17 protein-coding genes are annotated in these 23111 nt (G+C 62.9%); 13 read left to right on the top strand and 4 right to left on the bottom strand.

The window, feature by feature from the left end:
- Positions 1-188: 188 nt before the first annotated feature.
- From BBJ41_RS38280 to BBJ41_RS38260, 5 genes are all read left to right on the top strand, one after another.
- Positions 189-1334 (top strand): hypothetical protein, encoded by a 1146-nt coding sequence (locus BBJ41_RS38280; RefSeq protein WP_156815028.1) that lies wholly within the window; start codon positions 189-191, stop codon positions 1332-1334.
- Between the two features lie 86 nt (positions 1335-1420).
- Complete coding sequence (locus tag BBJ41_RS41050) at positions 1421-1762, top strand: hypothetical protein (protein ID WP_156815027.1); 342 nt, start codon at positions 1421-1423, stop codon at positions 1760-1762.
- Positions 1763-1925: 163 nt separating this feature from the next.
- Positions 1926-3437, top strand: a complete 1512-nt coding sequence (gene istA / locus BBJ41_RS38270) for an IS21 family transposase (protein WP_027809980.1) — start codon at positions 1926-1928, stop codon at positions 3435-3437.
- 4 nt (positions 3438-3441) lie between these two features.
- Entirely contained in the window at positions 3442-4230 is a 789-nt protein-coding gene (gene istB / locus BBJ41_RS38265; protein ID WP_012213993.1) for an IS21-like element ISBmu1 family helper ATPase IstB, read from the top strand.
- Positions 4227-5147 (top strand): hypothetical protein, encoded by a 921-nt coding sequence (locus BBJ41_RS38260; protein WP_069751416.1) that lies wholly within the window; start codon positions 4227-4229, stop codon positions 5145-5147. Before istB (BBJ41_RS38265) ends, BBJ41_RS38260 begins: the two co-directional genes overlap by 4 nt.
- 154 nt (positions 5148-5301) lie before the next feature.
- Here the strand turns inward: BBJ41_RS38260 and istB (BBJ41_RS38255) are convergent, their stop codons facing one another.
- Complete coding sequence (gene istB / locus BBJ41_RS38255; RefSeq protein WP_011516034.1) at positions 5302-6108, bottom strand: IS21-like element ISRme20 family helper ATPase IstB; 807 nt, start codon at positions 6106-6108, stop codon at positions 5302-5304.
- Complete coding sequence (istA, locus tag BBJ41_RS38250; RefSeq protein ID WP_042976508.1) at positions 6108-7139, bottom strand: IS21-like element ISRme20 family transposase; 1032 nt, start codon at positions 7137-7139, stop codon at positions 6108-6110. The genes istB (BBJ41_RS38255) and istA (BBJ41_RS38250) overlap by 1 nt, the downstream gene beginning before the upstream one ends.
- A gap of 72 nt (positions 7140-7211) precedes the next feature.
- On the opposite strand from istA (BBJ41_RS38250), the gene BBJ41_RS38245 reads away from it, so the two are divergent.
- The 8 genes from BBJ41_RS38245 to BBJ41_RS41030 all read left to right on the top strand — a co-directional run bounded on the left by BBJ41_RS38245 (position 7212) and on the right by BBJ41_RS41030 (position 19779).
- A complete protein-coding gene (locus tag BBJ41_RS38245) occupies positions 7212-8114 on the top strand; it encodes a hypothetical protein (protein WP_156815026.1) in 903 nt (300 codons plus the stop codon).
- Entirely contained in the window at positions 8048-8452 is a 405-nt protein-coding gene (locus BBJ41_RS41040) for a hypothetical protein (protein ID WP_156815025.1), read from the top strand. The genes BBJ41_RS38245 and BBJ41_RS41040 overlap by 67 nt, the downstream gene beginning before the upstream one ends.
- A 372-nt stretch (positions 8453-8824) precedes the next feature.
- Positions 8825-10603 carry a hypothetical protein gene (locus BBJ41_RS38235; RefSeq protein WP_069751413.1) on the top strand — a complete coding sequence of 593 codons (1779 nt, stop codon included), beginning with the start codon at positions 8825-8827 and terminating at the stop codon, positions 10601-10603.
- 308 nt (positions 10604-10911) lie between these two features.
- Positions 10912-12810 (top strand): hypothetical protein, encoded by a 1899-nt coding sequence (locus BBJ41_RS38230; RefSeq protein ID WP_156815024.1) that lies wholly within the window; start codon positions 10912-10914, stop codon positions 12808-12810.
- Between the two features lie 177 nt (positions 12811-12987).
- The gene (locus BBJ41_RS38225) at positions 12988-14679 is read left to right on the top strand and encodes a hypothetical protein (protein ID WP_156815023.1); all 1692 of its coding nucleotides are present in this window, start codon (positions 12988-12990) and stop codon (positions 14677-14679) included.
- A gap of 170 nt (positions 14680-14849) precedes the next feature.
- A complete protein-coding gene (locus BBJ41_RS38220) occupies positions 14850-17159 on the top strand; it encodes a hypothetical protein (protein WP_156815022.1) in 2310 nt (769 codons plus the stop codon).
- A 534-nt stretch (positions 17160-17693) separates the two neighbouring features.
- On the top strand, positions 17694-18320 hold the full coding sequence (locus BBJ41_RS41035; protein WP_156815021.1) for a hypothetical protein: 627 nt from the start codon (positions 17694-17696) through the stop codon (positions 18318-18320).
- Between the two features lie 304 nt (positions 18321-18624).
- A complete protein-coding gene (locus tag BBJ41_RS41030) occupies positions 18625-19779 on the top strand; it encodes a hypothetical protein (RefSeq protein ID WP_156815020.1) in 1155 nt (384 codons plus the stop codon).
- Positions 19780-19858: 79 nt separating this feature from the next.
- Here BBJ41_RS41030 and BBJ41_RS38210 read toward each other — a convergent pair whose 3' ends face one another.
- Complete coding sequence (locus BBJ41_RS38210; protein ID WP_156815019.1) at positions 19859-20791, bottom strand: hypothetical protein; 933 nt, start codon at positions 20789-20791, stop codon at positions 19859-19861.
- 140 nt (positions 20792-20931) lie between these two features.
- The gene (locus BBJ41_RS38200) at positions 20932-22500 is read right to left on the bottom strand and encodes an AAA family ATPase (protein ID WP_156815018.1); all 1569 of its coding nucleotides are present in this window, start codon (positions 22498-22500) and stop codon (positions 20932-20934) included.
- Positions 22501-23111: the final 611 nt, after the last annotated feature.

Below are 23111 nucleotides of genomic sequence, written 5' to 3'. Positions count from 1 at the left end.
GTCAGCGATAGCGTCGTTGGCAAGTGCGCTTGGCTGGAAGCCGGTTCGTTTCGTCGCTGCGATTGACGCGCCCGCTCCTGCAACATGCCGGCAACGTGGCAATACCTTCTCGCGTGAGGGTGGATATTCCGGTGCACGATGGGCGGCTATTCCGGAGAGGCGAGTTTTAAGTAGGGGACGGACAGGGTATGGACAAAATCTCCGGTTTGGAAGGTCGGGGGCTCTCCGGTGAACAGGATGATAGGAGCGGTAACCTTGGCAGGCTGAGACCCGATGAGACAGAAACCCGGTCGGCCGGAGTGACGGGCGCACTGGCCGGGCTGGCGGACAAGCGGTGGCGCGTCGGAAGTTCTGATGAGTCGCCACCGCATAAGCGAGGTCGCATGACGGCGAGCGTGGGGGAAGCTTCGTGCTCGAGGCAGGAATTACCACCTTTGCTCGCGCGGGTCGGTGATGTGTTCCCGCGAGGTGAAAACGAGAGAGCGAGCCAGTACGCGCGCCGGCTGAATCTGGTCAGTCAGCAGAATCAGCCGGGCGCCCGCGTCGATGGGCAGCCGCTGAGCCTGCCCCAGCTCGCCAGTCTCTCGGGGGCAACAGAGGCCAAGCTGCGCCAAGATCCGCAACTGGTCGCGTTACCGGCCGAACTGGCACCGGTACGTGCAGCGTTCCCGCGTCAGGACAACGAGAAGAACGCCCCCTACGCGCGTCGGCTGAACCTGGCCAGCCAGCAGAGCCTGCCGGGCGCCCGCATCGATGGTCAGCCGCTGAGCCTGCCCCAGCTCGCCAGTCTCTCGGGGGCAACAGAGGCTCATCTACGCCAAGACCCGCAACTGTTCGCGCTACCGCTCGAACTGGCATCAGTCCGTGCAGCGTTCCCGCGCCAGGACAACGAGAAGGCAATTCAGTACGCACGCCGTCTGAACCTGGCCAGCCAGCAGAACCAGCCGGGCGCCCGTGTCGACGGGCAGCCGCTGAGCCTGCCCGAGCTCGCCAGTCTTTCAGGGGCAAAAGAGATCGATCTGCGCCAGGACCCACGACTGGTCGCGTTACCGGCCGAACTGGCACCAGTCCGTGCAGCGTTCCCGCGTCAGGACAACGAGAAAGCAATTCAGTATGCGCGCCGTCTGAACCTGGCCAGCCAGCAGAGCCTGCCGGGCGCCCGTGTCGACGGTCAGCCGCTGGGCCTGACCCAACTCGCCAGCCTTTCGGGGCACAAGCATCCGATCTGCGCCAAGACCCGCAACTGTTCGCGCTACCGGTCGAACTGGTATCAGTACGTGCAGCGTTCCCGCGCCAGGACAACGAGAAGAACATTCCCTACGCGCGTCGGCTGAACCTGGCCAGCCAGCAGAGCCTGCCGGGCGCCCGCATCGATGGTCAGCCGCTGAGCCTGTCCCAACTCGCCAGTCTCTCGGGCGCAATGGAGGCTCATCTGCGCCGAGACTCGCAACTGGTCGCGCTACCGGTCGAACTGGCATCAGTCCGTGCAGCGTTCCCGCGCCAGGAAAAAGAGAAGGCAATTCAGTACGCACGCCGGCTGAATCTGGTCAGCCAGCAGAACCAGCCGGGCGCCCGCATCGACGGGCAGCCGCTGGGCCTGGCTCAGCTTGCTGGCCTCTCGGGCGCAACAGAGGCTTATCTGCGCCGAGACCCGCAATTGTTCGCGTTACCGGCCGAACTGGCACCGGTACGTGCAGCGTTCCCGCTGTCACGGGGCGGCGCTATGGAGCCAATGCGGGGTCGGCATAAGGGCGCCACTTGAGGGGCGGCACATAGGCGCCAGTCCAAGGGCGGCGTAATGGCGCCACGTTAGGGGCGGCGCATAGGCGCCAGCAGCATCAGGGCGAGAACGCGGTTCGAACTTTCCGAGTCGGTACGCTCCGTTCTTTTTGAACGGAGCGTCCATGGCCAACAGGAGGTTCGAATTGTTTGAATACCGCCAAGTCCTTGTCCGCATGCGGCAAGGCGATTCTGACCGCGACATCGCGCGCGGCGGTTTGATGGGGCGCAAGAAGCTGACGACCGTGCGCCGCGAGGCTGAAGCGCGTAGTTGGCTGGATCCGGTGCAGCCGCTGCCGGACGACGCTACGATCGCGGGTGTCTTCGGGCGCACGCCGCACCTGCCGCACACCTGTGTGTCGACGGTTGAGCCATATCGCGAACAGGTCCGCGAATGGCTTGCCGCCGGCGTTCAGGGCACCACGATCCATGCCGCCCTTCAACGCAATCATGGCTACGCCGGCAGCTATTGTGCCGTGAAGCGCATGCTGCGCCATCTGGCTGCCGAGCGCAGCGTGGCCACCACAACGATCCTCGACTTCGCACCGGCCGACGCCGCGCAGGTCGACTTCGGCGCGGGACCCGTGCTGACGGTCGAGGGCATTGCGGTCCGGACGTGGATCTTCGTGATGACGTTGTGCTGGTCGCGCCACCAGTATGCCGAGATCGTGCTGGACCAGACCGTCGAGACGTGGCTCGCCAGCCACCGGCGCGCCTTCGAATGGTTCGGCGGCTGTCCCGACCGGGTCATCATCGATAACGCGAAGTGCGCGATCATCCGGGCGTGTCGATACGAGCCGGCGGTGCAACGCTCGTACGCCGCGCTTGCCGAGGGATATGGATTCCGGATCGACGCCTGTCCGCCGCACGATCCCCAGAAGAAGGGCGTCGTCGAATCGGGCGTCAAATACGTCAAGAAGTCCTTCGTGCCGCTGCGCGAGTTCCGGGATCTGGCCGACGCCAACCGGCAACTGCGCGAATGGGTGATGCAGCAGGCCGGCACTCGTATCCACGGCACCGTCCACGAACGGCCGCTGACGCGCTTCGGCGTCGAGCGCCCGTTGCTCGCTGCATTGCCGGACGTGCCGCCGGTACTGTCGGTCTGGAAGGAGGTGGCGGTCCATCGCGACGGCCACGTCGTCTACAAGCACGCGCTGTACTCTGCACCGTTCACGCTCGTCGGCAAGTCGCTCTGGCTGAAGGCGACCGATACGGTCATCCAGCTGTTCCATCGGCATGAACTCGTCGCAACCCATCCGCGGCAGCGGGCCGGCGGTCGCCACACGGTGCGAGATCACCAGCCGCCCGAAGCGCAGGCCTGGCTCGAGCACGATCCGCAGTGGTGTCTGGCGCGCGCGAAGGAGATCGGGCCGTCGTGCCACGGCGTGATCCTCGCGCTGTTCAACGACAAGGTGCTCGTCAACCTGCGCGGCGCGCAGGGGATCATCCGGCTGCGACAGAAAGTCGGCGATCAGAGGCTGGAAGCAGCCTGCGAGCGTGCGCTCGCGTTCAGCAGCGCGAAGTACAGCACCATCAAGGGCATCCTCGACAAAGGCCTGGACAGCGAACCGGTGCCGCGTCCCGCGTCGGCCCCGACTGGCGCTTACCAGAACGGCGGCCGCTTCGGCCGTGATCTCCAATCCCTGCTGATCCACTGACACCATGAACCCGAGTCCCGAATTGAATTCCATCCTCAAACAGCTGCGCCTGTCCGGCATCCTCGACTCGCTTGAGCAGCGCAACCGTCAGGCGATCGACGGGCAGCTCGCCTATACCGAGTTCCTTGCCATGCTGCTGCACGACGAGGTTGCCCGTCGCGAACACAAGAAGCTCGGCACCCGTCTGCTGCGCGCCGGCTTCGCGATGGGCAAGACGCTCGAGACGTTCGACTTCGACCGGCTGCCTACGTTGAACCGCTCACACGTTCATGATCTCGCGACAGGCCGGTATCTCGACGAGAAGGTCGCGATCCTGATCGCCGGTCCAACCGGCACCGGCAAAAGCCACTTGGCCCAGGCGCTGGGCCACTGCGCCGCCCGCCAAGGCCGCGATGTGCTGTTCATCTCGCAGACCGAGCTGCTCAAGCGATTGAACGCCGCGCGCGCCACCGGCGCCTATGACCGCAAGTTCCAGCAGTACGCCCGGGTGCCGCTGCTGATCGTCGATGACTTCGCGCTCAAACCGCTACGTACCCCGCAGGACGAGGACTTCCACGATCTCGTCGCGGCCCGCTACGAGCACGCGGCGACCATCCTGACGTCGAATCTCGACTTCGGTGAATGGGGCGCCGCGTTCCCCGACAACCGCATCCTCGGCACCGCCACACTCGACCGACTACGCCACGGCGCCTACCGGCTCGTCCTCGAGGGCGACAGTTACCGCACCCCGAAACCGATGCCAGATCCCCCTCAAAATGCAGTTGCCAAAAACGGCAAAAAACCGCAACCTTGAAACCGTTCGAATCCGCGTTTTACCCCCGGTTCTGCTGGCGCCATTACGCCGCCCATCCCCGGCTCCTTTACGCCGCCCCGCGACACCCGCGTCAGGACAACGAGAAGAACATTCCCTACGCGCGCCGGTTGAACCTGGCCAGCCAGCAGAACCATCCGGGCGCCCGCATCGACGGTCAGCCGCTGAGCCTGGCCCAGCTCGCCAGTCTCTCGGGGGCAACAGAGGGCCAGTTGCGCCGAGACCCGCAACTGGTCGCGCTACCGGCCGAACTGGCACCGGTACGTGCAGCGTTCCCGCGTCAGGACAACGAGAAGAACGCCCCCTACGCTCGCCGTCTGAATCTGGCCAGCCAGCAGAACCAGCCGGGCGCCCGTATCGACGGGCAGCCGCTAAGCCTGGCTCAGCTTGCTGGCCTCTCGGGCGCAACAGAGGCGTATCTGCGCCAGGACCCACAACTGTTCGCGTTACCGGTCGAACTGGCACCGGTCCGTGCAGCGTTCCCGCGCCAGGACAACGAGAAAGCAATTCAGTATGCGCGCCGTCTGAACCTGGCCAGCCAGCAGAGCCTGCCGGGCGCCCGCATCGGCGGTCAGCCGCTGAGCCTGTCCCAGCTCGCTGGCCTCTCGGGCGCAACAGAGGCCCAGCTGCGCCGAGACCGGCAACTGGTCGCGTTACCGGCTGAACTGGCACAAGTCCGTGCAGCGTTCCCGCGCCAGGACAACGAGCAGGCAATTCAGTACGCGCGCCGGTTGAACCTGGCCAGCCAGCAGAACCAGCCGGGCGCCCGTGTCGGCGGTCAGCCGCTGGGCCTGACCCAGCTCGCCATTCTCTCGGGAGCAACAGAGACTCATCTGCGCCAGGACCCGCAACTGGTCGCGTTACCGGCCGAACTGGCACCAGTGTCAACAGCAACTTAGAAGTGACCCACTTGGGCCGTTGTGCAGCACATTAGATTTGACCCACCTGGGTCACCAAGTTGATGCCCAGCATGTTGCGTGACCCTGGGTCAGCGTCAGTTGCTGGCCATCGGTTTCGCCTGACCCAGGGTCAAACGATGTTGCTGATCATCACTTACGCGTGCATCTCCAGTTGCTGTTCAGCACTTTCGGATGCACGGGATCGGATCACGCCGGCTTTTCGCTTGTCCTTCAGTCGGTAGCTTTCGCCTTTGATCTGTAGAACATGGCTGTGATGCAGGAGGCGGTCGAGCAACGCGGCCGTGAGCGTCTGATCTCCGGCGAACGTCTGGTCCCATTGCCCGAACGGCAAGTTGCTCGTTACGATCACGGAACCCTTTTCATACCGCTTGGCGATCACCTGGAAGAACAGATTGGCATCGTCCCGGCCGAGCGGCAGATAGCCGACCTCATCAATGATCAACAGCCGTGGGTTCATGATGTTGCGCTTCAGGAAGTCGGCCAATCGATCCTGCCGGGAAGCGGCGGCCAAGGCAATGACGAGATCCGCCGCAGAGATGAAGCGCGTCTTGATCCCCATCTGCGTTGCGATGTAACCGAGTGCGATCGCCAGATGCGTTTTGCCAAGGCCGCTCGGCCCGAGCAACACGATGTTCTCGGCGCGCTCGACGAAGGCCATCGACGACAGCTCCAGCACCGATTTCTTGGCAACGCCGTGAGCAAACGTAAAGTCGAACTCCTCCAGCGTCTTCAGCACAGGGAAGCCGGCCGTGCGCAGCAACATGGATTTGGTCCGCGTGTGCTTCGCGTCCATCGCAGATTTCAACAGCGCCTCGAAGAAGTCGGCAAACGTGAGTTGGTTCGCTGCCGCGCGAGCTGCCAACATGCTGTACTGCTCGCCCATCGTGTCGATCCGCAGTTGTCGACAGGCTTCGAGGATACGTTCGTGCTGGATGTCCATCAACGTGCCTCCGTCAGCAGGGCTTGATACACTGACAGCTGATGCTGCAGCGGCGTATCATCGAACCGCGACGGCGGTGGCATCGTCGGCACGGAAGCTGACGGCAGGTTCGCGCGCCACGGCTCCGGCAACTGCTGCAGCTTCGGTTGCTCAAGCAGGAGACGCTCGAGCGGCGACTGTCCAGTCGTGCCGTGGATGCGCACATTGGCGACATCTCTCAGCCAGCGCACGACCTCGGCGTTCGCCGTGGTCGCGTCAAGCGAGAGGCGATCCTGAGCGAGCCGGCTTGCCAGCGGATTGTAGAAGCTGCGGCGCAGGTATCCGTTGAAGCGCTCAACCTTCCCCTTGGTCTTCGCTCGGTAGGGCTTGCACAGGCGCGGCACGAAGCCGTGGTGCTTCGCAAAGTCGAGGAAGGCCGGTTGATAGCGATGCAGTCCGGGACCATAGGCGTCTCGGCCAATCACCACCGTCTTGACGTTGTCGTACAGGACCTCGCGAGGAACCCCACCGAAGAAGTCGAACGCGCGCTCATGGCATCCCAGCAGCGTCGGCAATCGTTCGTCGGTCACGAACTCGACGTAACTCGCCCGACTGTAACCGAGCGTCGCAACGAATGCCGACAGCGGCAGCTTGCCACGTCGCAACACGATCCAGTCGACCTGCATCTGCTGCCCCGGATCGGTTTCGAAACGTACCAGTGGCTCCGGCGCCTTGATCGACTTCAGCGACCGCAGATAGACCCGCAGCCGCGTCAGGCCTCCGTCATAACCCATCGCGCGAATCTCGATCAGCAGCGCGGTCGCCGGCAGCCAGGCCGGATGCGCTGCGCGAACCCGGTCATGCAGATAGGTTTTGAACGGATCGAGCTTCTGCGTGCGCCCCGATCGCGGCGCACGATCCTGCTCAGCACAACTGCGTAAGTATTTGCGCACGGTGTTCCTCGACAACCCCAGTTCCCGCGAGATCTCCCGGATTCCTAATCCTTGGCGGGCCAACACACGTATTTCCACGATTACCTCCCTTGTAAGCACTGGCCCTCCAAAAAGGGCCCATCCTACCCGGGTGGGTCAAATCCAATGTGCTGCCGCTGGGTCATTTTCAACGTGCTGCTGACACCAGTACGTGCAGCGTTCCCGCGTCAGGACAACGAGAAGAACGTCCCCTACGCTCGCCGTCTGAACCTGGCCAGCCAGCAGAATCAGCCGGGCGCCCGTATCGACGGGCAGCCGCTGAGCGTGACCCAGCTCGCCAGCCTTTCGGGGGTACAAGCAGCCGATCTGCGCCGAGACCCGCAACTGGTCGCGTTACCGGCCGAACTGGCACCGGTACGTGCAGCGTTCCCGCGCCAGGACAACGAGAAGAACATTCCCTACGCGCGTCGTCTGAACCTGGCCAGCCAGCAGAACCAGCCGGGCGCCCGTGTCGACGGTCAGCGGCTGAGCCTGCCCCAGCTCGCCAGTCTTTCGGGGGCACAAGCATCCGATCTGCGCCAAGACCCGCAACTGGTTGCGCTACCGGTCGAACTGGCATCAGTCCGTGCAGCGTTCCCGCGCCAGGACAACGAGAAGGCAATTCAGTACGCACGCCGGCTGAACCTGGCCAGCCAGCAGAACCAGCCGGGCGCCCGTATCGATGGGCAGCCGTTGAGCCTGCCTCAGCTCGCCAGTCTCTCGGGCGCAATGGAGGTTCATCTGCGCCAAGACTCGCAACTGGTCGCGTTACCTGTCGAGCTCATGCCGGTACGTGCAGCGTTCCCGCGTCAGGACAACGAGAAGAACATTCCCTACGCACGCCGTCTGAACCTGGCCAGCCAGCAGGGCCTGCCGGGCGCCCGTATCGACGGTCAGCCGCTGGGCCTGACCCAGCTCGCCAGTCTCTCGGGGCAGCAGAGGCTCATCTGCGCTACGACCCGCAACGGGTCGCGTTACCGGTCGAGCTCATGCCGGTCCGTGCAGCGTTCCCGCGTCAGGACAACGAGAAAGCAATTCAGTATGCGCGCCGTCTGAACCTGGCCAGCCAGCAGAACCAGCCGGGCGCCCGCATCGACGGTCAGCCGCTGGGCCTGACTCAACTCGCCAGCCTTTCGGGGGCACAAGCAGCCGATCTGCGCCGAGACCCGCAACTGGTCGCGCTACCGGCCGAACTGGCACCAGTCCGTGCAGCGTTCCCGCGCCAGGACAACGAGAAGGCAATTCAGTACGCGCGCCGGCTGAACCTGGCCAGCCAGCAGAACCAGCCGGGCGCCCGTATCGACGGTCAGCCGTTGAGCCTGACCCAACTCGCCAGTCTCTCGGGGGCAGAAGCATCCGCTCTGCGCAAAGACCCGCAACTGGGTCAGCGATAGCGTCGTTGGCAAGTGCGCTTGGCTGGAAGCCGGTTCGTTTCGTCGCTGCGATTGACGCGCCCGCTCCTGCAACATGCCGGCAACGTGGCAATACCTTCTCGCGTGAGGGTGGATATTCCGGTGCACGATGGGCGGCTATTCCGGAGAGGCGAGTTTTAAGTAGGGGACGGACAGGGTATGGACAAAATCTCCGGTTTGGAAGGTCGGGGGCTCTCCGGTGAACAGGATGGTAGGGGCGGTACGCCGGGCAGGCTGAGACCCGATGAGACAGAAACCCGGTCGGCCGGAGTGACGGGCGCACTGGCCGGGCTGGCGGACAAGCGGCGGCACGTCGGAAGTCCTGATGAGTCGCCACCGCATAAGCGAGGTCGCATGACGGCGAGCGAGGGGGAAGCTTCGCGCTCGAGGCAGGAATTGCCGCCTTTGCTCGCACGGGTCGGTGATGTGTTCCCGCGAGATGAAAACGAGAGAGCGAGCCAGTACGCACGCCGGCTGAATCTGGTCAGCCAGCAGAACCAGCCGGGCGCCCGTGTCGACGGTCAGCCGCTGAGTCTGACCCAACTCGCCAACCTCTCGGGGGCAACAGAGGCCAAGCTGCGCCGAGACCCGCAACTGTTCGCGTTACCGGCCGAACTGGCACCGGTCCGTGCAGCGTTCCCGCGTCAGGACAACGAGAAGAACATGCCCTACGCGCGCCGGTTGAACCTGGCCAGCCAGCAGAACCATCCGGGCGCCCGCATCGACGGTCAGCCGCTGAGCCTGCCCCAGCTCGCCAGTCTCTCGGGGGCAGCAGAGGACGATCTGCGCCGAGACCCGCAACTGGTTGCGTTACCGGCCGAACTGGCACCAGTACGTGCAGCGTTCCCGCGCGAGGACAACGAGAAGGTAATTCAGTATGCGCGCCGTCTGAACCTGGCCAGCCGGCAGAACCAGCCGGGCGCCCGCATCGGCGGTCAGCCGCTGAGTCTGCCCCAACTCGCCAGCCTCTCGGGGGCAAAAGAGACCACTCTGCGCCAAGACCCGCAACTGTTCGCGCTACCGGTCGAACTGGTATCAGTCCGTGCAGCGTTCCCGCGCCATGACAACGAGAAGAACGTTCCCTACGCGCGCCGTCTGAACCTGGCCAGCCAGCAGAACCAGCCGGGCGCCCGTGTCGACGGTCAGCCGCTGAGCCTGCCCCAGCTCGCCAGTCTTTCAGGGGCAAAAGAGACCGATCTGCGCCAGGACCCACGACTGTTCGCGTTACCGGTCGAACTGGCACCGGTACGGGCAGCGTTTCCGCGCGAGGACAACGAGAAGGCAATTCAGTATGCGCGCCGTCTGAATCTGGCCAGCCGGCAAAACCATCCGGGCGCCCGTATCGATGGGCAGCCGTTGAGCCTGACCCAGCTCGCCAACCTCTCGGGGGCAGCAGAGGGCCAACTGCGCCGAGACCCGCAACTGTTCGCGTTACCGGCCGAACTGGCACCGGTACGGGCAGCGTTCCCGCGCCAGGACAACGAGAAAACAATTCAGTATGCGCGCCGCCTGAACCTGGCCAGCCGGCAGAACCAGCCGGGCGCCCGTGTCGATGGGCAGCCGTTGAGCCTGGCCCAGCTCGCTGGCCTCTCGGGAGCAATAGAGGGCCAACTGCGCCAAGACCCGCAACTGGTCGCGTTACCGGACGAATTGGCACCAGTCCGTGCAGCGTTCCCGCGTCAGGAAAAAGAGAAGGCAATTCAGTACGCGCGCCGGTTGAACCTGGCCAGCCAGCAGAACCATCCGGGCACCCGCATCGGCGGTCAGCCGCTGAACCTGTCACAGCTCGCCAGTCTCTCGGGAGCAACAGAGGCTCATCTGCGCTACGACCCGCAACGGGTCGCGTTCCCGGTCGAGCTCATGCCGGTCCGTGCAGCGTTCCCGCGCCAGGACAACGAGAAGGCAATTCAGTATGCGCGCCGCCTGAACCTGGCCAGCCAGCAGAACCAGCCGGGCGCCCGCGTCGACGGTCAGCCGCTGAGCCTGACCCAACTCGCCAGTCTCTCGGGGCAAAAGAGGCTCATCTGCGCCAAGACCCGCAACTGGTTGCGTTACCGGTCGAACTGGTATCAGTACGTGCAGCGTTCCCGCGTCAGGAAAAAGAGAAGAACGTCCCCTACGCGCGCCGTCTGAACCTGGCCAGTCAGCAGAGCTTGCCGGGCGCCCGCATCGACGGTCAGCCGTTGAGCCTGACCCAACTCGCCAGTCTCTCGGGGGCAGAAGCATCCGCTCTGCGCAAAGACCCACAACTGGGTCAGCGATAGCGTCGTTGGCGAGTGCGCTTGGCTGGAAGCCGGTTCGTTTCGTCGCTGCAATTGTCGCTCCGCCTCCAGCAACATGCCGGCAACGTGACAATACCTTCTCGCGTGAGGGTGGATATTCCGGTGCACGATGGGCGGCTATTCCGGAGAGGCGAGTTTTAAGTAGGGGACGGACAGGGTATGGACAAAATCTCCGGTTTGGAAGGTCGGGGGCTCTCCGTTGAACAGGATGATAGGAGAGGTACGCCGGGCAGGCTGAGACCCGATGAGGCAGAAACCCGGTCGACCGGAGTGACGGGCGCACTGGCCGGGCTGGCGGACAAGCGGTGGCGCGTCGGAAGTTCTGATGAGTCGCCACCGCATAAGCGAGGCCGCATGACGGCGAGCGAGGGGGCCGCTTCGCGCTCGAGGCAGGAGTTACCACCTTTGCTCGCGCGGGTCGGTGATGTGTTCCCGCGAGGTGAAAACGAGAGAGCGAGCCAGTACGCGCGCCGGCTGAATCTGGTCAGCCAGCAGAACCAGCCGGGCGCCCGCATCGACGGTCAGCCGCTGAGTTTTGCTCAGCTTGCCAGCCTCTCGGGGGCACAAGCATGCGATCTGCGCCAAGACCCGCAACTGTTCGCGCTACCGGTCGAACTGGCACCAGTCCGTGCAGCGTTCCCGCGTCAGGACAACGAGAAGAACGCCCCCTACGCTCGCCGTCTGAATCTGGCCAGCCAGCAGAACCAGCCGGGCGCCCGTATCGACGGTCAGCCGCTGAGCGTGACCCAGCTCGCCAGCCTCTCGGGGACAACAGAGACCAAGCTGCGGGCAGACCCGCAACTGGTCGCGCTACCGCTCGAACTGGCATCAGTCCGTGCAGCGTTCCCGCGCCAGGACAACGAGAAGAACATGCCCTACGCGCGCCGTCTGAACCTGGCCAGCCAGCAGAACCATCCGGGCGCCCGCATCGATGGTCAGCCGCTGAGCCTGCCCCAACTCGCCAGCCTCTCGGGGGCAAAAGAGACCACTCTGCGCCAAGACCCGCAACTGGTCGCGCTATCGATCGAACTGGTATCAGTCCGTGCAGCGTTCCCGCGCCAGGACAACGAGAAAGCAATTCAGTATGCGCGCCGCCTGAACCTGGCCAGCCAGCAGAACCATCCGGGCGCCCGTGTCGACGGTCAGCCGCTGAGTCTGACCCAGCTCGCCAACCTCTCGGGGGCAACAGAGGCCAAGCTGCGCCAAGACCCGCAACGGGTCGCGTTACCGGTCGAGCTCATGCCGGTACGTGCAGCGTTCCCGCGCGAGGACAACGAGAAGGTAATTCAGTATGCGCGCCGTCTGAACCTGGCCAGCCAGCAGAACCAGCCGGGCGCCCGTGTCGACGGTCAGCCGCTGAGCCTGGCCCAACTCGCCAGCCTCTCGGGGGCAAAAGACACCACTCTGCGCCAAGACCCGCAACTGTTCGCGCTACCGGTCGAACTGGTATCAGTCCGTGCAGCGTTCCCGCGTCAGGACAACGAGAAAGCAATTCAGTATGCGCGCCGTCTGAACCTGGCCAGCCAGCAGAGCCTGCCGGGCGCCCGTGTCGACGGTCAGCGGCTGAGCCTGCCCCAGCTCGCCAGTCTTTCGGGGGCACAAGCAGCCGATCTGCGCAAAGACCCGCAACTGGTCGCGTTACCGGCCGAACTGGCACCAGTACGTGCAGCATTCCCGCGCCAGGACAACGAGAAGAATGTCCCCTACGCGCGCCGTCTGAACCTAGCCAGCCAGCAGAGCCTGCCGGGCGCCCGTATCGACGGCCAGCCGCTGAGCCTGACCCAGCTCGCCAGCCTTTCGGGGGCACAACCATCCGATCTGCGCAAAGACCCGCAACTGTTCGCGCTACCGGTCGAACTGGTATCAGTCCGTGCAGCGTTCCCGCGCCAGGACAATGAGAAGAACGTTCCCTACGCGCGCCGTCTGAACCTGGCCAGCCAGCAGAACCTTCCGGGCGCCCGTCTCGATGGGCAGCCGCTGAGCCTGACCCAACTCGCCAGCCTTTCGGGGGCACAACCATCCGATCTGCGCAAAGACCCGCAACTGGGTCAGCGATAGCGTCGTTGGCAAGTGCGCTTGGCTGGAAGCCGGTTCGTTTCGTCGCTGCGATTGACGCGCCCGCTCCAGCAACATGCCGGCAACGTGACAATGCCTTCTCGCGTGAGGGTGAATATTCCGGTGCACGATGGACAGCTATTCCGGAGAGGCGAGTTTTAAGTAGGGGACGGACAGGGTATGGACAAAATCTCCGGTTTGGAAGGTCGGGGGCTCTCCGGTGAACAGGATGGTAGGAGCGGTACGCCGGGCAGGCTGAGACCCGATGAGGCAGAAACCCGGTCGGCCGAAGTGACGGGCGCACTGGCCGGGCTGGCGGACAAGCGGTGGCGCGTCGGAAGTTCTGATGAGTCGCCACCGCATAAGCGAGGTCGCATGACGGCGAGCGTGGGGGAAGCTTCGTGCTCGAGGAAGGAATTACCACCTTTGCTCGCGCGGGTCGGTGATGTGTTCCCGCGAGGTGAAAACGAGAGAGCGAGCCAGTACGCGCGCCGTCTGAACTTGGCCAGCCAGCAGAGCCTGCCAGGCGCCAGCATCGGCGGTCAGCCGCTGGGCCTGTCCCAACTCGCCAGCCTCTCGGGCGCAACAGAGGCGTATCTGCGCCAGGACCCGCAACTGTTCGCGCTACCGGTCGAACTGGTATCAGTACGTGCAGCGTTCCCGCGCCAGGAAAGAGAGAAGGCAATTCAGTACGCGCGCCGTCTGAACCTGGCCAGCCAGCAGAACCAGCCGGGCGCCCGCATCGACGATAAGCCGCTGAGCCTGACCCAGCTCGCCAGTCTCTCGGGGACAAAAGAGACCACTCTGCGCCGAGACTCGCAACTGGTCGCGTTACCGGCTGAACTGGCACCGGTACGTGCAGCGTTCCCGCGCGAGGACAACGAGAAGGCAATTCAATACGCGCGCCGTCTGAACCTGGCCAGCCAGCAGAACCAGCCGGGCGCCCGCATCGACGGCCAGCCGCTGAGCCTGACCCAGCTCGCCAGTCTTTCGGGGGCACAAGCATCCGATCTGCGCCAAGACCCGCAACGGGTCGCGTTACCGGTCGAACTGGTATCAGTACGTGCAGCGTTCCCGCGTCAGGACAACGAGAAGGCGATTCAGTATGCACGCCGTCTGAGCCTGGCTAGCCAGCAGAGCCTGCCGGGCGCCCGCGTCGACGGTCAGCCGTTGAGCCTGCCCGAGCTCGCCAGTCTCTCGGGGGCAACAGAGGCCAAGCTGCGCCAAGATCCGCAACGGGTCGCGTTACCGGCCGAACTGGCACCAGTACGTGCAGCCTTCCCGCGTCAGGACAACGAGAAGGCAATTCAGTACGCGCGCCGTCTGAACCTGGTCAGCCAGCAGAACCAGCCGGGCGCCCGCGTCGGCGGTCAGCCGCTGGACCTGACCCAGCTCGCCAGTCTCTCGGGGGCAGCAGAGGTCGATCTGCGCCGAGACTCGCAACTGGTCGCGTTACCGGCCGAACTGGCACCGGTACGTGCAGCGTTCCCGCGCCAGGGCAACGAGAAGAACATGCCCTACGCACGCCGTCTGAACCTGGCCAGCCAGCAGAACCAGCCGGGCGCCCGCATCGATGGTCAGCCGTTGAGCCTGCCCCAGCTCGCCAGTCTCTCGGGCGCAATAGAGGCTCATCTGCGCCAAGACCCGCAACTGGTTGCGTTACCGGCTGAACTGGCACCGGTACGTGCAGCGTTCCCGCGTCAGGAAAAAGAGAAGGCAATTCAGTACGCGCGCCGTCTGAACCTGGCCAGCCAGCAGAACCTTCCGGGCGCCCGTCTCGACGGCCAGCCGCTGAGCCTGACCCAGCTCGCCAGTCTTTCGGGGGCACAAGCATCCGATCTGCGCCGAGACCGGCAATTGGGTCAGCGATAGCGTCGTTGGCAAGTGCGCTTGGCTGGAAGCCGGTTCGTTTCATCGATGCAATTGCTGCCTCCTCTCCTGCAACATGCCGGCAACGTGGCAAACCCTCGTGGGCGCATCCCGGCCTTAACGTCGACACGGGTATTGTCTGGCCGTGATGTTTCATCAGTTGGTCGTTTTTCATGTCGTCTTCCATTGGTTCCGTTTCCCCCGTCGTTTCGACGTTCTCGCCAGAACACGACGCATCGCCAGCCGATCCTGCATCGGTCGAGGCCGCGAACTCCTCGGGCAGTGTTTCCCCGCGCGCATCGATGGACTTTCCCGAACGAGTGCCGCGTCGGTCGATCGACACGGGAAGCACGGGCGGGCTGCGTCGTGTGAGCATCGAAGCGCTCGACGCGCACCGGCCCCGCCGTGCCAGTGTCGCGGCCACTGCCGACAGCGCGAGCCTTGCGGCCGCGGGCCCTCCCGCCGCGCCGACGTCGACGGAACCGGTCGATGCCGGCATCAGGTTCACGATACCGCCGCCCTGCAGCGGCCCGTTGACTCGGAATGAGGACGGACGTTTGCAGTGCGCTTCCGATCGTGGCGTGCAAGGTGTACTGGATCTGATGTGGGACCTGGATCAGGATGCGGTGAAAAGCCTCGAGATCCCACCAGGCGCGACGATCAGCATCGAGTGGGACGACAACCTGGTGCAGAAAATGCGCGAGTTCATGCAGTTCGCCGATGGCGATCTGCCCGTTGCCACCGATCTGCTGCGCGACGCGATCGCAAAGTACACGGGCGCATTTACGTCCGACGCCCGCATGCCGGGCGACGGTCCGCCGCCCTCCGAATTTCTGCGCAATCTCGGCATGCGCATTCACGTCACGCCGGCAGCCGAAATCGGCACGCATCTGCAAGCGGTCCTGGAGCAGCCGTACGACGATCCCGAAAAATGCGCGCGCATGGCACGGTTCCGGCATGACTTCGGCGCGATGTCCCTGCTGTCGCTGGCGACCAGCAGGGATTTCAGCAAGCAGCTCGCCTACGGCATCGGCGTCGGCGTGGCCGGCAGCGGAGCGATCGGCGGGATATTCGACTACGGCATCTGGGAGAGCGCGAAACGCGCGATGGGCGCCGCCATGGCGGCGAAGGTCGGCCCGCTGCTGGATTCCGTGACCCCGCTGTTCGCGGAGACGTTCGACTCGGTCGTCATCGCGCGCCTGATTCACGTGATGAAGGGCGGCAACTTCATCCCTGAAAGCGCCGGCGAAGCATGGGCCAACGTGAAGGGCGCCGCCTTCGCGGGGACGATCGCTGCAATCGGTTCCATCGCGAACAACTACGTGCGCGAACTGGCCGGCGAGGCGCGTCGGGCCGGCCACACCGAAACGGCGGCCGCGCTGCTCGTGGCGAAGCAGGTCACCAATCTGATGATGACCTGGATATCCGGCGCGATCATTCCGCTGGAAGTGATGAACGATCACAAGAAGCTCGTCGAAACCAAGTTGCGGCTGATCGATTCCGGCGTGCTGCCGCGCCCGGACGTGGCCGACCTTCGCCAGCACGTGAGCGAATCGACGCTCAACACGATCCGTGCCGCGCGCGGCACCGGATCCGCAATACGGTCGATGGCCACGAGTGGCGAGGTCGCCGTGACGTTCGGTTTGTTGCTGTCGGTACTCGAACACTATGGCCTCGTTTCAAGTTCGTTCGAACAGCTGGCCACGCTGATGTATTCGATACCGGCGGAGGTCATCGGCATCACGATGTCGATGGCGCAGGAGACGTGGGTCGGGGCGGACGGCGGTGACAAAAATGCCCGCATTACCACGGAGCGGGGCAAGCAAAGCGCGCTGCTGGCCCGGATCGCAGGTCATGAGGAGACGGGGCTGGACGACCTCGACCGCATCGCGAGGCCGGATGGCGAGCGCAATGCGGCGCTCGGGTACGCGGTGACCAAGGTGCTGGGCGCGGCCACGGGCGTCGTCGACAAGGGGGCCGATATCGGCATGCACTACGCGGGCGCGGGGCTGGCCGGCGTGGGCCGCGCGCTCGCGCCCGTTGGAGACATGCCGTATGTCGGCCCCGCGCTGACCGCGATGCAAACCGGGGTATCCGGTGCCTCGCGGCTCGCGCGCGATCATGCGCTCGAACCGCTCGGTCACGGAGCCAGGGCGATCGCAGGTGCTGCCCATCGGCGCGTACTCGAACCGGCCGGGCAAGGCATCGCCTGGGCCGTCGACAAGGCCGATCCCGTCCTCGCCCCGATCGGGAAAGGCGCGGCGGCCGCGGCAACGGCCACAGGGCATCACGTGGTCAAACCCGTCGCCAATGCCATTGCTGTGACTGCCGATACCGTTGTGCGCATTCCGGGCGCCGCGGTCGACTTCGGTGCGAAAGCGATCGACCAGGCCACGTCATCGGCGACGGATACGTTGGCACGTGTCGCAAGACGGCGTCGCGCCCCCCGGAGGGCCGGTGAGTCGGGGCCGGACGGGGTCTGACGTTGCGCCGACACATCATGAGGAAGGCAGTGACGCATGGCGTGAACGTGCCGACATCGACGGCTTCGCGAAACAGCGAGCCGGTTCGTATTCCTGCTGCGGAACGACGGGCGTTGAACCAAGGTTCAGGGGTGCCTGTCGAGATCGCCACTGCCTGAGTGCCAAGCGATGAAACCCTCATTCGATCCATCCGTTTCGACTTCTCCGGAAGTCGGTCAACACGCCAGTCGGCCGAGCGGCGACGTTCCTGCGGGAAACACGCCCCCTCGGCACGCTGTCGAGTCGCTTCCGCCAGCACTGAGCGCGCTGCGCAATCCGCCGGGTCCGTCCAATCCAGCGTTGCGTCCGTCATCGTTTCGCGTTCCGGGTTCCAATGCAGCCCCTGTCGTGCTTGCGCCGATTCCGCGGCGCCCCCATGTTCTCGAACCGTCAAGTGCAGCACCGAACGCATCGCTCGATCTGAAGAGGCCGGCCAATCCCGCACACAATTCGGAGCCTGCTCCCACATCGGAAAAGGCATCCGCATGGGGGCGAATGGCCAACCGCGCCGCGCAATTGCCGGAAAACCGGAAGTCAAGGGACGAGATTCGCCGGCGCCTGGAGAGCGAAATGGATAAGCCCAGGATTCCTGAGTATCTCGCCAAGCCGCATGCGGGCGCAGAATCGCGGGAGGACATCCGGAAGCGCCTGGAGAGCGAAATGGATACGCCCAGGAATCCTGTGTATCTCGCAGAGCAGCATGCGGGTGCAGAATCGCGGGAAGATATCCGGAAGCGCAAGGAGAGCGAAATGGATACGCCCAGAACGCCAAAGTACCCTTCCGCCTTTCGGGCATCCGAGCCGCCGGTATCTGCGCCGCCGGCATCCGAGCCGCCGGCAACATTGCCGCGACAACGCATGAGAACGAACCCGGAAACCGGGGAAAAACTCGCATGGACGCCGATAAACCCGGAGGATGACGATGTTGACGAGCACGTAAAAGCACATGCATTGAGGCTGCGAGAGCGCATTACCGGTCGAGCGGACACCCGCGAGCTCAACGTGAACAATCCACTCGACGCGAAATGCCTGGAAGCAGCATTGCAAGGGACTGACGTCGTCGATCTGAGCGGGGTAGCGGGTTATGACAGAACGGCTAGGAGAACCCCCGATGCGCATTGAGTCGAGGTTGATCTTGACTCGACACCTGGCTGCCTGGAATCACGCATCGCGCGATCCCTGCGATCGCGCCGTTTTCCGGATGACGGGCAGGGTTCTCGTTCGAGCCATCTGCGAATGACTTCGCAACGGAACCGGAATGTAACGCTCCTGCACACCGGGAAACGAAACGCTTTTCAAAAAGACGAATCTTTCCGGTTCGGCGGCATGGTTCGCCTTGCGCTGGATGAAAAAGCGGACAACCGTTGATCATCCGCCGTCGCGGTCGGGACGTGCGAGGCGAGTGAACCTGATTTGAGGAATGGCGATGTTCAAAGGAATCACCGGCGCATTACGACACATCGATCGAACGATTGATCGGGCCGTCAACGAGGTACGTGTCAGCGCGCAGTCGCGCCCGATGCAAGGTCCGTTCGGTCTGCTGTCTGCGCTCGCTTCACAAGCGCGCAGCATGTCTGCCGGCGCCAGCCAGATACGGCGTGGCCCGCTGCCTGATGTGTCGGCCTATCAATGGCGCCCCGGCCCGGAGCCTGTCCGGTCTTATCCGACCGAACCAGCCGCGAGTCCGGCGCATCCGTTCGTCGGCCCCGTTTTTCCATTCGCGCAGGTCCAGCCACCCCATCAACCCGTGGCGGAACGCATGCCCGTGGGCTGGCATCGGCCTGCCGTTCAGGTTCCGGGAACGGCGTGGCCATCGCAGCCGTCGTTCCGGCCAGGTCACGCGTCAATCGTCGAAGGACGTCACCTGCCCACCGTGCCGTGGCCAACCACATCGGGCCACGCAGCATTCATTCAAGAGCGGCGACGAGGTCTTGGCGACCTGCAACCTCCCGCCAGCCAGGCGGAAGAAGATGCGCAGTTGCGTCTCGCGCTTGAACAGAGTCGGACGGAAGCCTTGCTGAAGAGTTTGCCCGTCATCGACGAGAATTTCGACGCGGCGGCGACGGCCGACGAGACGCGCATCACCGACTGGGACGATCTGAGCGCCGACATGCGGCAGGTCTATCCGGACAAGCTGGCGTACTACCGGGAGGTCACATCCGCGCAGATGACCACGTCGCACATCCAGCGCGCGCTCGATCGGGCGGGAATGCGATCCATACCCAATGACGGCGAGACGAATGACGGCAGCAATAACTGCTTCCTGATTTCGCTGCTGCAGCATGCGACGGGCGATTACCGCTCGTCGCACTCGGCCCGGGTCGATCAATATCGCACTATCCTGAGCGCTGCTTCGCATCTCGATCTGGCCGGCAACGAGAAAATTTCCGCGGGTAGCAGCGCCGCGCGTGCGTTGGTCGATCTGATCAACAGCGACCCGGGTGTCCGGCCGAAACTGAGCGTGGAGGTCGTGTCGGAACTGAACGGTGTCGTTCACCGCGACCGCCTCGGGTCCGAAGCGATGAATGCGCGTACCGTCGTCATCTGGGACAAGGGCGGCCATTTCGAGGCCGTGGCCTGAACGCCGCCACCGCATCGAGCGACGTCGATGGACGATCACGTGGGTCACACGTCACCGTCCCCGACGATGCGTTCACCGTCTAATCGAGCATATTGGCGAGTGCCTGCTTGAGTTCATCCCGGAGCGTGCGCGAGCGTATCGTCTTTATCCTGCCCAGGGCGTCTTCGATGAGTCTCTGATGGTGTTGTCGCGGCTGACTGCCGATCACCGTCATCAGTGCAACGAGCGGCGCGCGCCGGTATCTCTCCGGCAGTTTGTCCATGATGTCGTCCAGAACGATCGAAAAGGGCTTGATGTCATTGGAATGGTCCGGCAATCGAATCTGCTCGGCCGCTTCGCGAAGGCGATCGGCAAGCGCCTGCATGGGACGATTCTGCTGCGCAGGCGGCAGTTTTGCCACGCAGCCGAACAGTTTTTCCCGGAGTTCTCCCTGGAAATCGTTGCTCAACTTGCGTGACTCTTCGATGAGCGCCACGAGCGGGACACCCTGCTGTTCGGGAGGCAGTTTGTGCTCAACTTCGCGCAGGATGCCCTTGAAGTCCCCCAGGTGATTTTCTTCCGGCATCAGGTGAATCACCTCGGCAAAGGCGGTCATCTGCTCCGAGAATGCGCTTTGCCTCACGGGCGGCAAATCCTTCGCGCGCGCTTGCATGGATTCCAGCAGCAAGCGGTACGTTTCGAAATCAATGCGCAGATCATGTCCCTCGGGCATCAAATGACTGGCCCGAAGTGCGGCTTCGATCCGATCCGCCTCCTCGATCGATCGGGGATGGTGTTGATCCGGCAGCTCACTCCAGCGTCGATCGGCGTGCGAGCGATCGCGCACGGGAGAACGAGGCCGGAAGGAACCATCCCCGTTTCGGGCCTGCAGCAACGGCCGCAAGTTGGCCGGGATAGTCTCCCCCTGTCCTGACTCAAGCGTGGTCGCACGAGCGCGGGTTGTCGTGGCGGATTCCTCGGTCTGTTCGTCGCGTATCGGGCTCGACGACCTTGATTGAACGGGGGTAGGCATGACAGCTCCATCGGAGTCGTTGGGGGGAGATCATGTGCCGGTCTGGGAAACCGTGCGGCCAGTTGTCCATCGGGTCGACAGCGCCCTTGAAACATTCATGAACAATCCATCAAGGGCGCATGTCTTTGCTCGATCAAATCTCAATCACGGCCGCTATCGTAGTTCGTGCGGTTGGGTTCGAATTCCGCGAAATGTTCATAACGCCTTCTCATGAAATCGGATATTTCATGAGCCTTGCGAGGTTCATTCGTCAACAGGCCTTCAGCGACGAAGTTAACCGTATGAGACGCGGCAGACTGAATGTATCGAGCCCCGGGAAATTTTTCGTTGTCGATGGCAATCAATTCATCGCACCGGGTTTCCATGGTGCTGATGAGTCGTTTCATGTCGTTCCCGCTCAGCAGATGACGGAAAACTTCCGCGTCTACTTTCACCCTGTCCATGACGACAAGACGCTTTACTTCGTCGCTTGCCTTCGAGAAATGCATCATCAGGAGCCGGGTCTGAAGCGGCTCGTTTTTGATGGCGTCGTTGGTGCCGATCAGGATGGTTGCGCGGCTCCAGTCCAGGCTGGAGTTGTAGCCGCCTATTTTCAGTTCCTTTTTGAGTGGATCCAGAAGTACATTGAGGTCGCCAATCGTTTCACTGTTTATCTTTAGTTCGTCGATAAATATGATTGGATTGGTGCAGCCGGCCTTGATCATTTCGAGCGGCAATTCTCCGATGACGTCTTTGTCTTGTGCGTCAGGCGGGTAGTACTCGACGGACCAGCGTGACCCCAACATTTTTTTTACGCTACTTTCATGACGGCTATCCTCCATTCTCAAGTAAATGAGTCGTCCTTTTATGATCTTGACGAGTTGCTCGATCAACCATGTTTTTCCTACGCCACCGGGTCCGTGGAAAACTGCCTGAACCCGGGTCGGCTTCTCCGAAACGGAATTCATGATAATTCGCATCGCCAGTGTTTTGAATGCTTCAGGATCTTCCGTGTGTTTGCATAGATCCGCCACCTGATTCATCATGCTCCGCAAACTTCCGGCATCGCGACCGCACGTCAAGTCAATGGCATTTAATGGACGTGCAAGCAGCACATTTTCACGATGATCGATTTGCTTCTTGAACCAGAGGGCATTGGAATTTCCAGCCTTGATGTCCCGCTCGACGCGCAGGTCCAGCGCCTTGACGTCTTCCTTGATATCTTTCGGGTAAGGCGCGAGATACTCGGGGGTAGTCGCCCGCTTCACTTTCTTGAAAGTTTCATGCTGTGCCGATAGCTCATCCAGCTTCGAGCCGTTCACAACTGCACTGACAGACGCCCTGACGAGCGTCGCCGTAGCCATCGTCAGCGATGCCGTTGCAGCTTGTGCGATATGGCCTTTCGTATCCGATTTTTCGCCATTGACCAGCACCGAACTTGCATATCCGATCGCGCCAGCACTGATTGCCGTCGCGGCTACATCCTGCGTGGCTTCGCCAACATGTTTTGCGAGCAAAGTTGCCGTTTTGACGATCGATCGATCGCCGGCACGAACTTTCAATTTCTCGTACCGTTGTTCTTGTTTCTCCGCTAATGAAGTGAATGCCGGATTTGAAGATTCCTTTGGTTTTTCCTTCTCGGGCGCAGGGGTGTCTGCCGAATTTGTGGTGGCGATATGCTCACCGAGTGCGGCACTGTAATAGTCAAATCTGTTTCCCATGGACGGCATTTTGCTACCTCTCGTTGCGTTGCCAAATTTATATTTTTGTCACAAAAGCAATCGAGGGTGGGTCTGGTTTGCGAAAGGTCGTCGTGATATGCGAACAACTTGATTTTATGGGGTCGGTAACAATCAGGTTTTGACAGGGTGTGTCTTCGGTGACGGCGAAAAAACATGAATATATGAAGATATTGATGTGATAACGCGATCGGCATCGTAAATACGCATTGCGCAACGCGGTTTCGCCTTCCATCGAATTGTTCTGATGGTGGTCGAATGAATTTCGGTGTTGGGTTTGGGGAAAATGTGCGTCATGAAATAGTATCCAAGTCGAAATAAAAACCTGGTTCAATGTGCAGGACAGGTTGATCATCGCAGTACAGCGCTTTTGTCTATTTCTTCATCCTATCTCGAGCAGCTGCTTGAGCAACGTCACAGTGTCGTTGTGCCGCGTCCCTCAGGCTCTCCCTTCGTTTCGGTCCAGCCGTTGAAGCAAGGCCATGCCCGCCGAACGAGCACTCTTCCGATTGCGGAACACATCTTCGCGAGACGAACTGATTGGGTGTGCCAGTTGTGCTTCCATGACCATCTTGAATTCAGACGTGCCTTTCCCGATCCTC

The organism is Burkholderia stabilis (genome assembly GCF_001742165.1).
In the GTDB taxonomy this organism is placed as follows: Bacteria; Pseudomonadota; Gammaproteobacteria; order Burkholderiales; family Burkholderiaceae; genus Burkholderia; species Burkholderia stabilis.
The sequence above is the reverse complement of the archived record's forward strand: the minus strand, read 5'-3'. Positions and strand labels throughout refer to the sequence as shown.

Excerpts from the sequence above, each read along its gene's own strand:
- BBJ41_RS38280 (WP_156815028.1), top strand. The coding sequence starts at position 189 with ATGGACAAAATCTCCGGTTTGGAAGGTCGGGGGCTCTCCGGTGAACAG.
- BBJ41_RS41050 (WP_156815027.1), top strand. The coding sequence starts at position 1,421 with ATGGAGGCTCATCTGCGCCGAGACTCGCAACTGGTCGCGCTACCGGTC.
- istB (WP_012213993.1), top strand. The coding sequence starts at position 3,442 with ATGAACCCGAGTCCCGAATTGAATTCCATCCTCAAACAGCTGCGCCTG.
- istB (WP_011516034.1), bottom strand. The coding sequence starts at position 6,108 with ATGGACATCCAGCACGAACGTATCCTCGAAGCCTGTCGACAACTGCGG.
- BBJ41_RS41040 (WP_156815025.1), top strand. The coding sequence starts at position 8,048 with ATGCCGGTCCGTGCAGCGTTCCCGCGTCAGGACAACGAGAAAGCAATT.
- BBJ41_RS38235 (WP_069751413.1), top strand. The coding sequence starts at position 8,825 with ATGACGGCGAGCGAGGGGGAAGCTTCGCGCTCGAGGCAGGAATTGCCG.
- BBJ41_RS38230 (WP_156815024.1), top strand. The coding sequence starts at position 10,912 with ATGGACAAAATCTCCGGTTTGGAAGGTCGGGGGCTCTCCGTTGAACAG.
- BBJ41_RS38225 (WP_156815023.1), top strand. The coding sequence starts at position 12,988 with ATGGACAAAATCTCCGGTTTGGAAGGTCGGGGGCTCTCCGGTGAACAG.
- BBJ41_RS38220 (WP_156815022.1), top strand. The coding sequence starts at position 14,850 with ATGTCGTCTTCCATTGGTTCCGTTTCCCCCGTCGTTTCGACGTTCTCG.
- BBJ41_RS41035 (WP_156815021.1), top strand. The coding sequence starts at position 17,694 with ATGGCCAACCGCGCCGCGCAATTGCCGGAAAACCGGAAGTCAAGGGAC.
- BBJ41_RS41030 (WP_156815020.1), top strand. The coding sequence starts at position 18,625 with ATGTTCAAAGGAATCACCGGCGCATTACGACACATCGATCGAACGATT.
- BBJ41_RS38210 (WP_156815019.1), bottom strand. The coding sequence starts at position 20,791 with ATGCCTACCCCCGTTCAATCAAGGTCGTCGAGCCCGATACGCGACGAA.
- BBJ41_RS38200 (WP_156815018.1), bottom strand. The coding sequence starts at position 22,500 with ATGCCGTCCATGGGAAACAGATTTGACTATTACAGTGCCGCACTCGGT.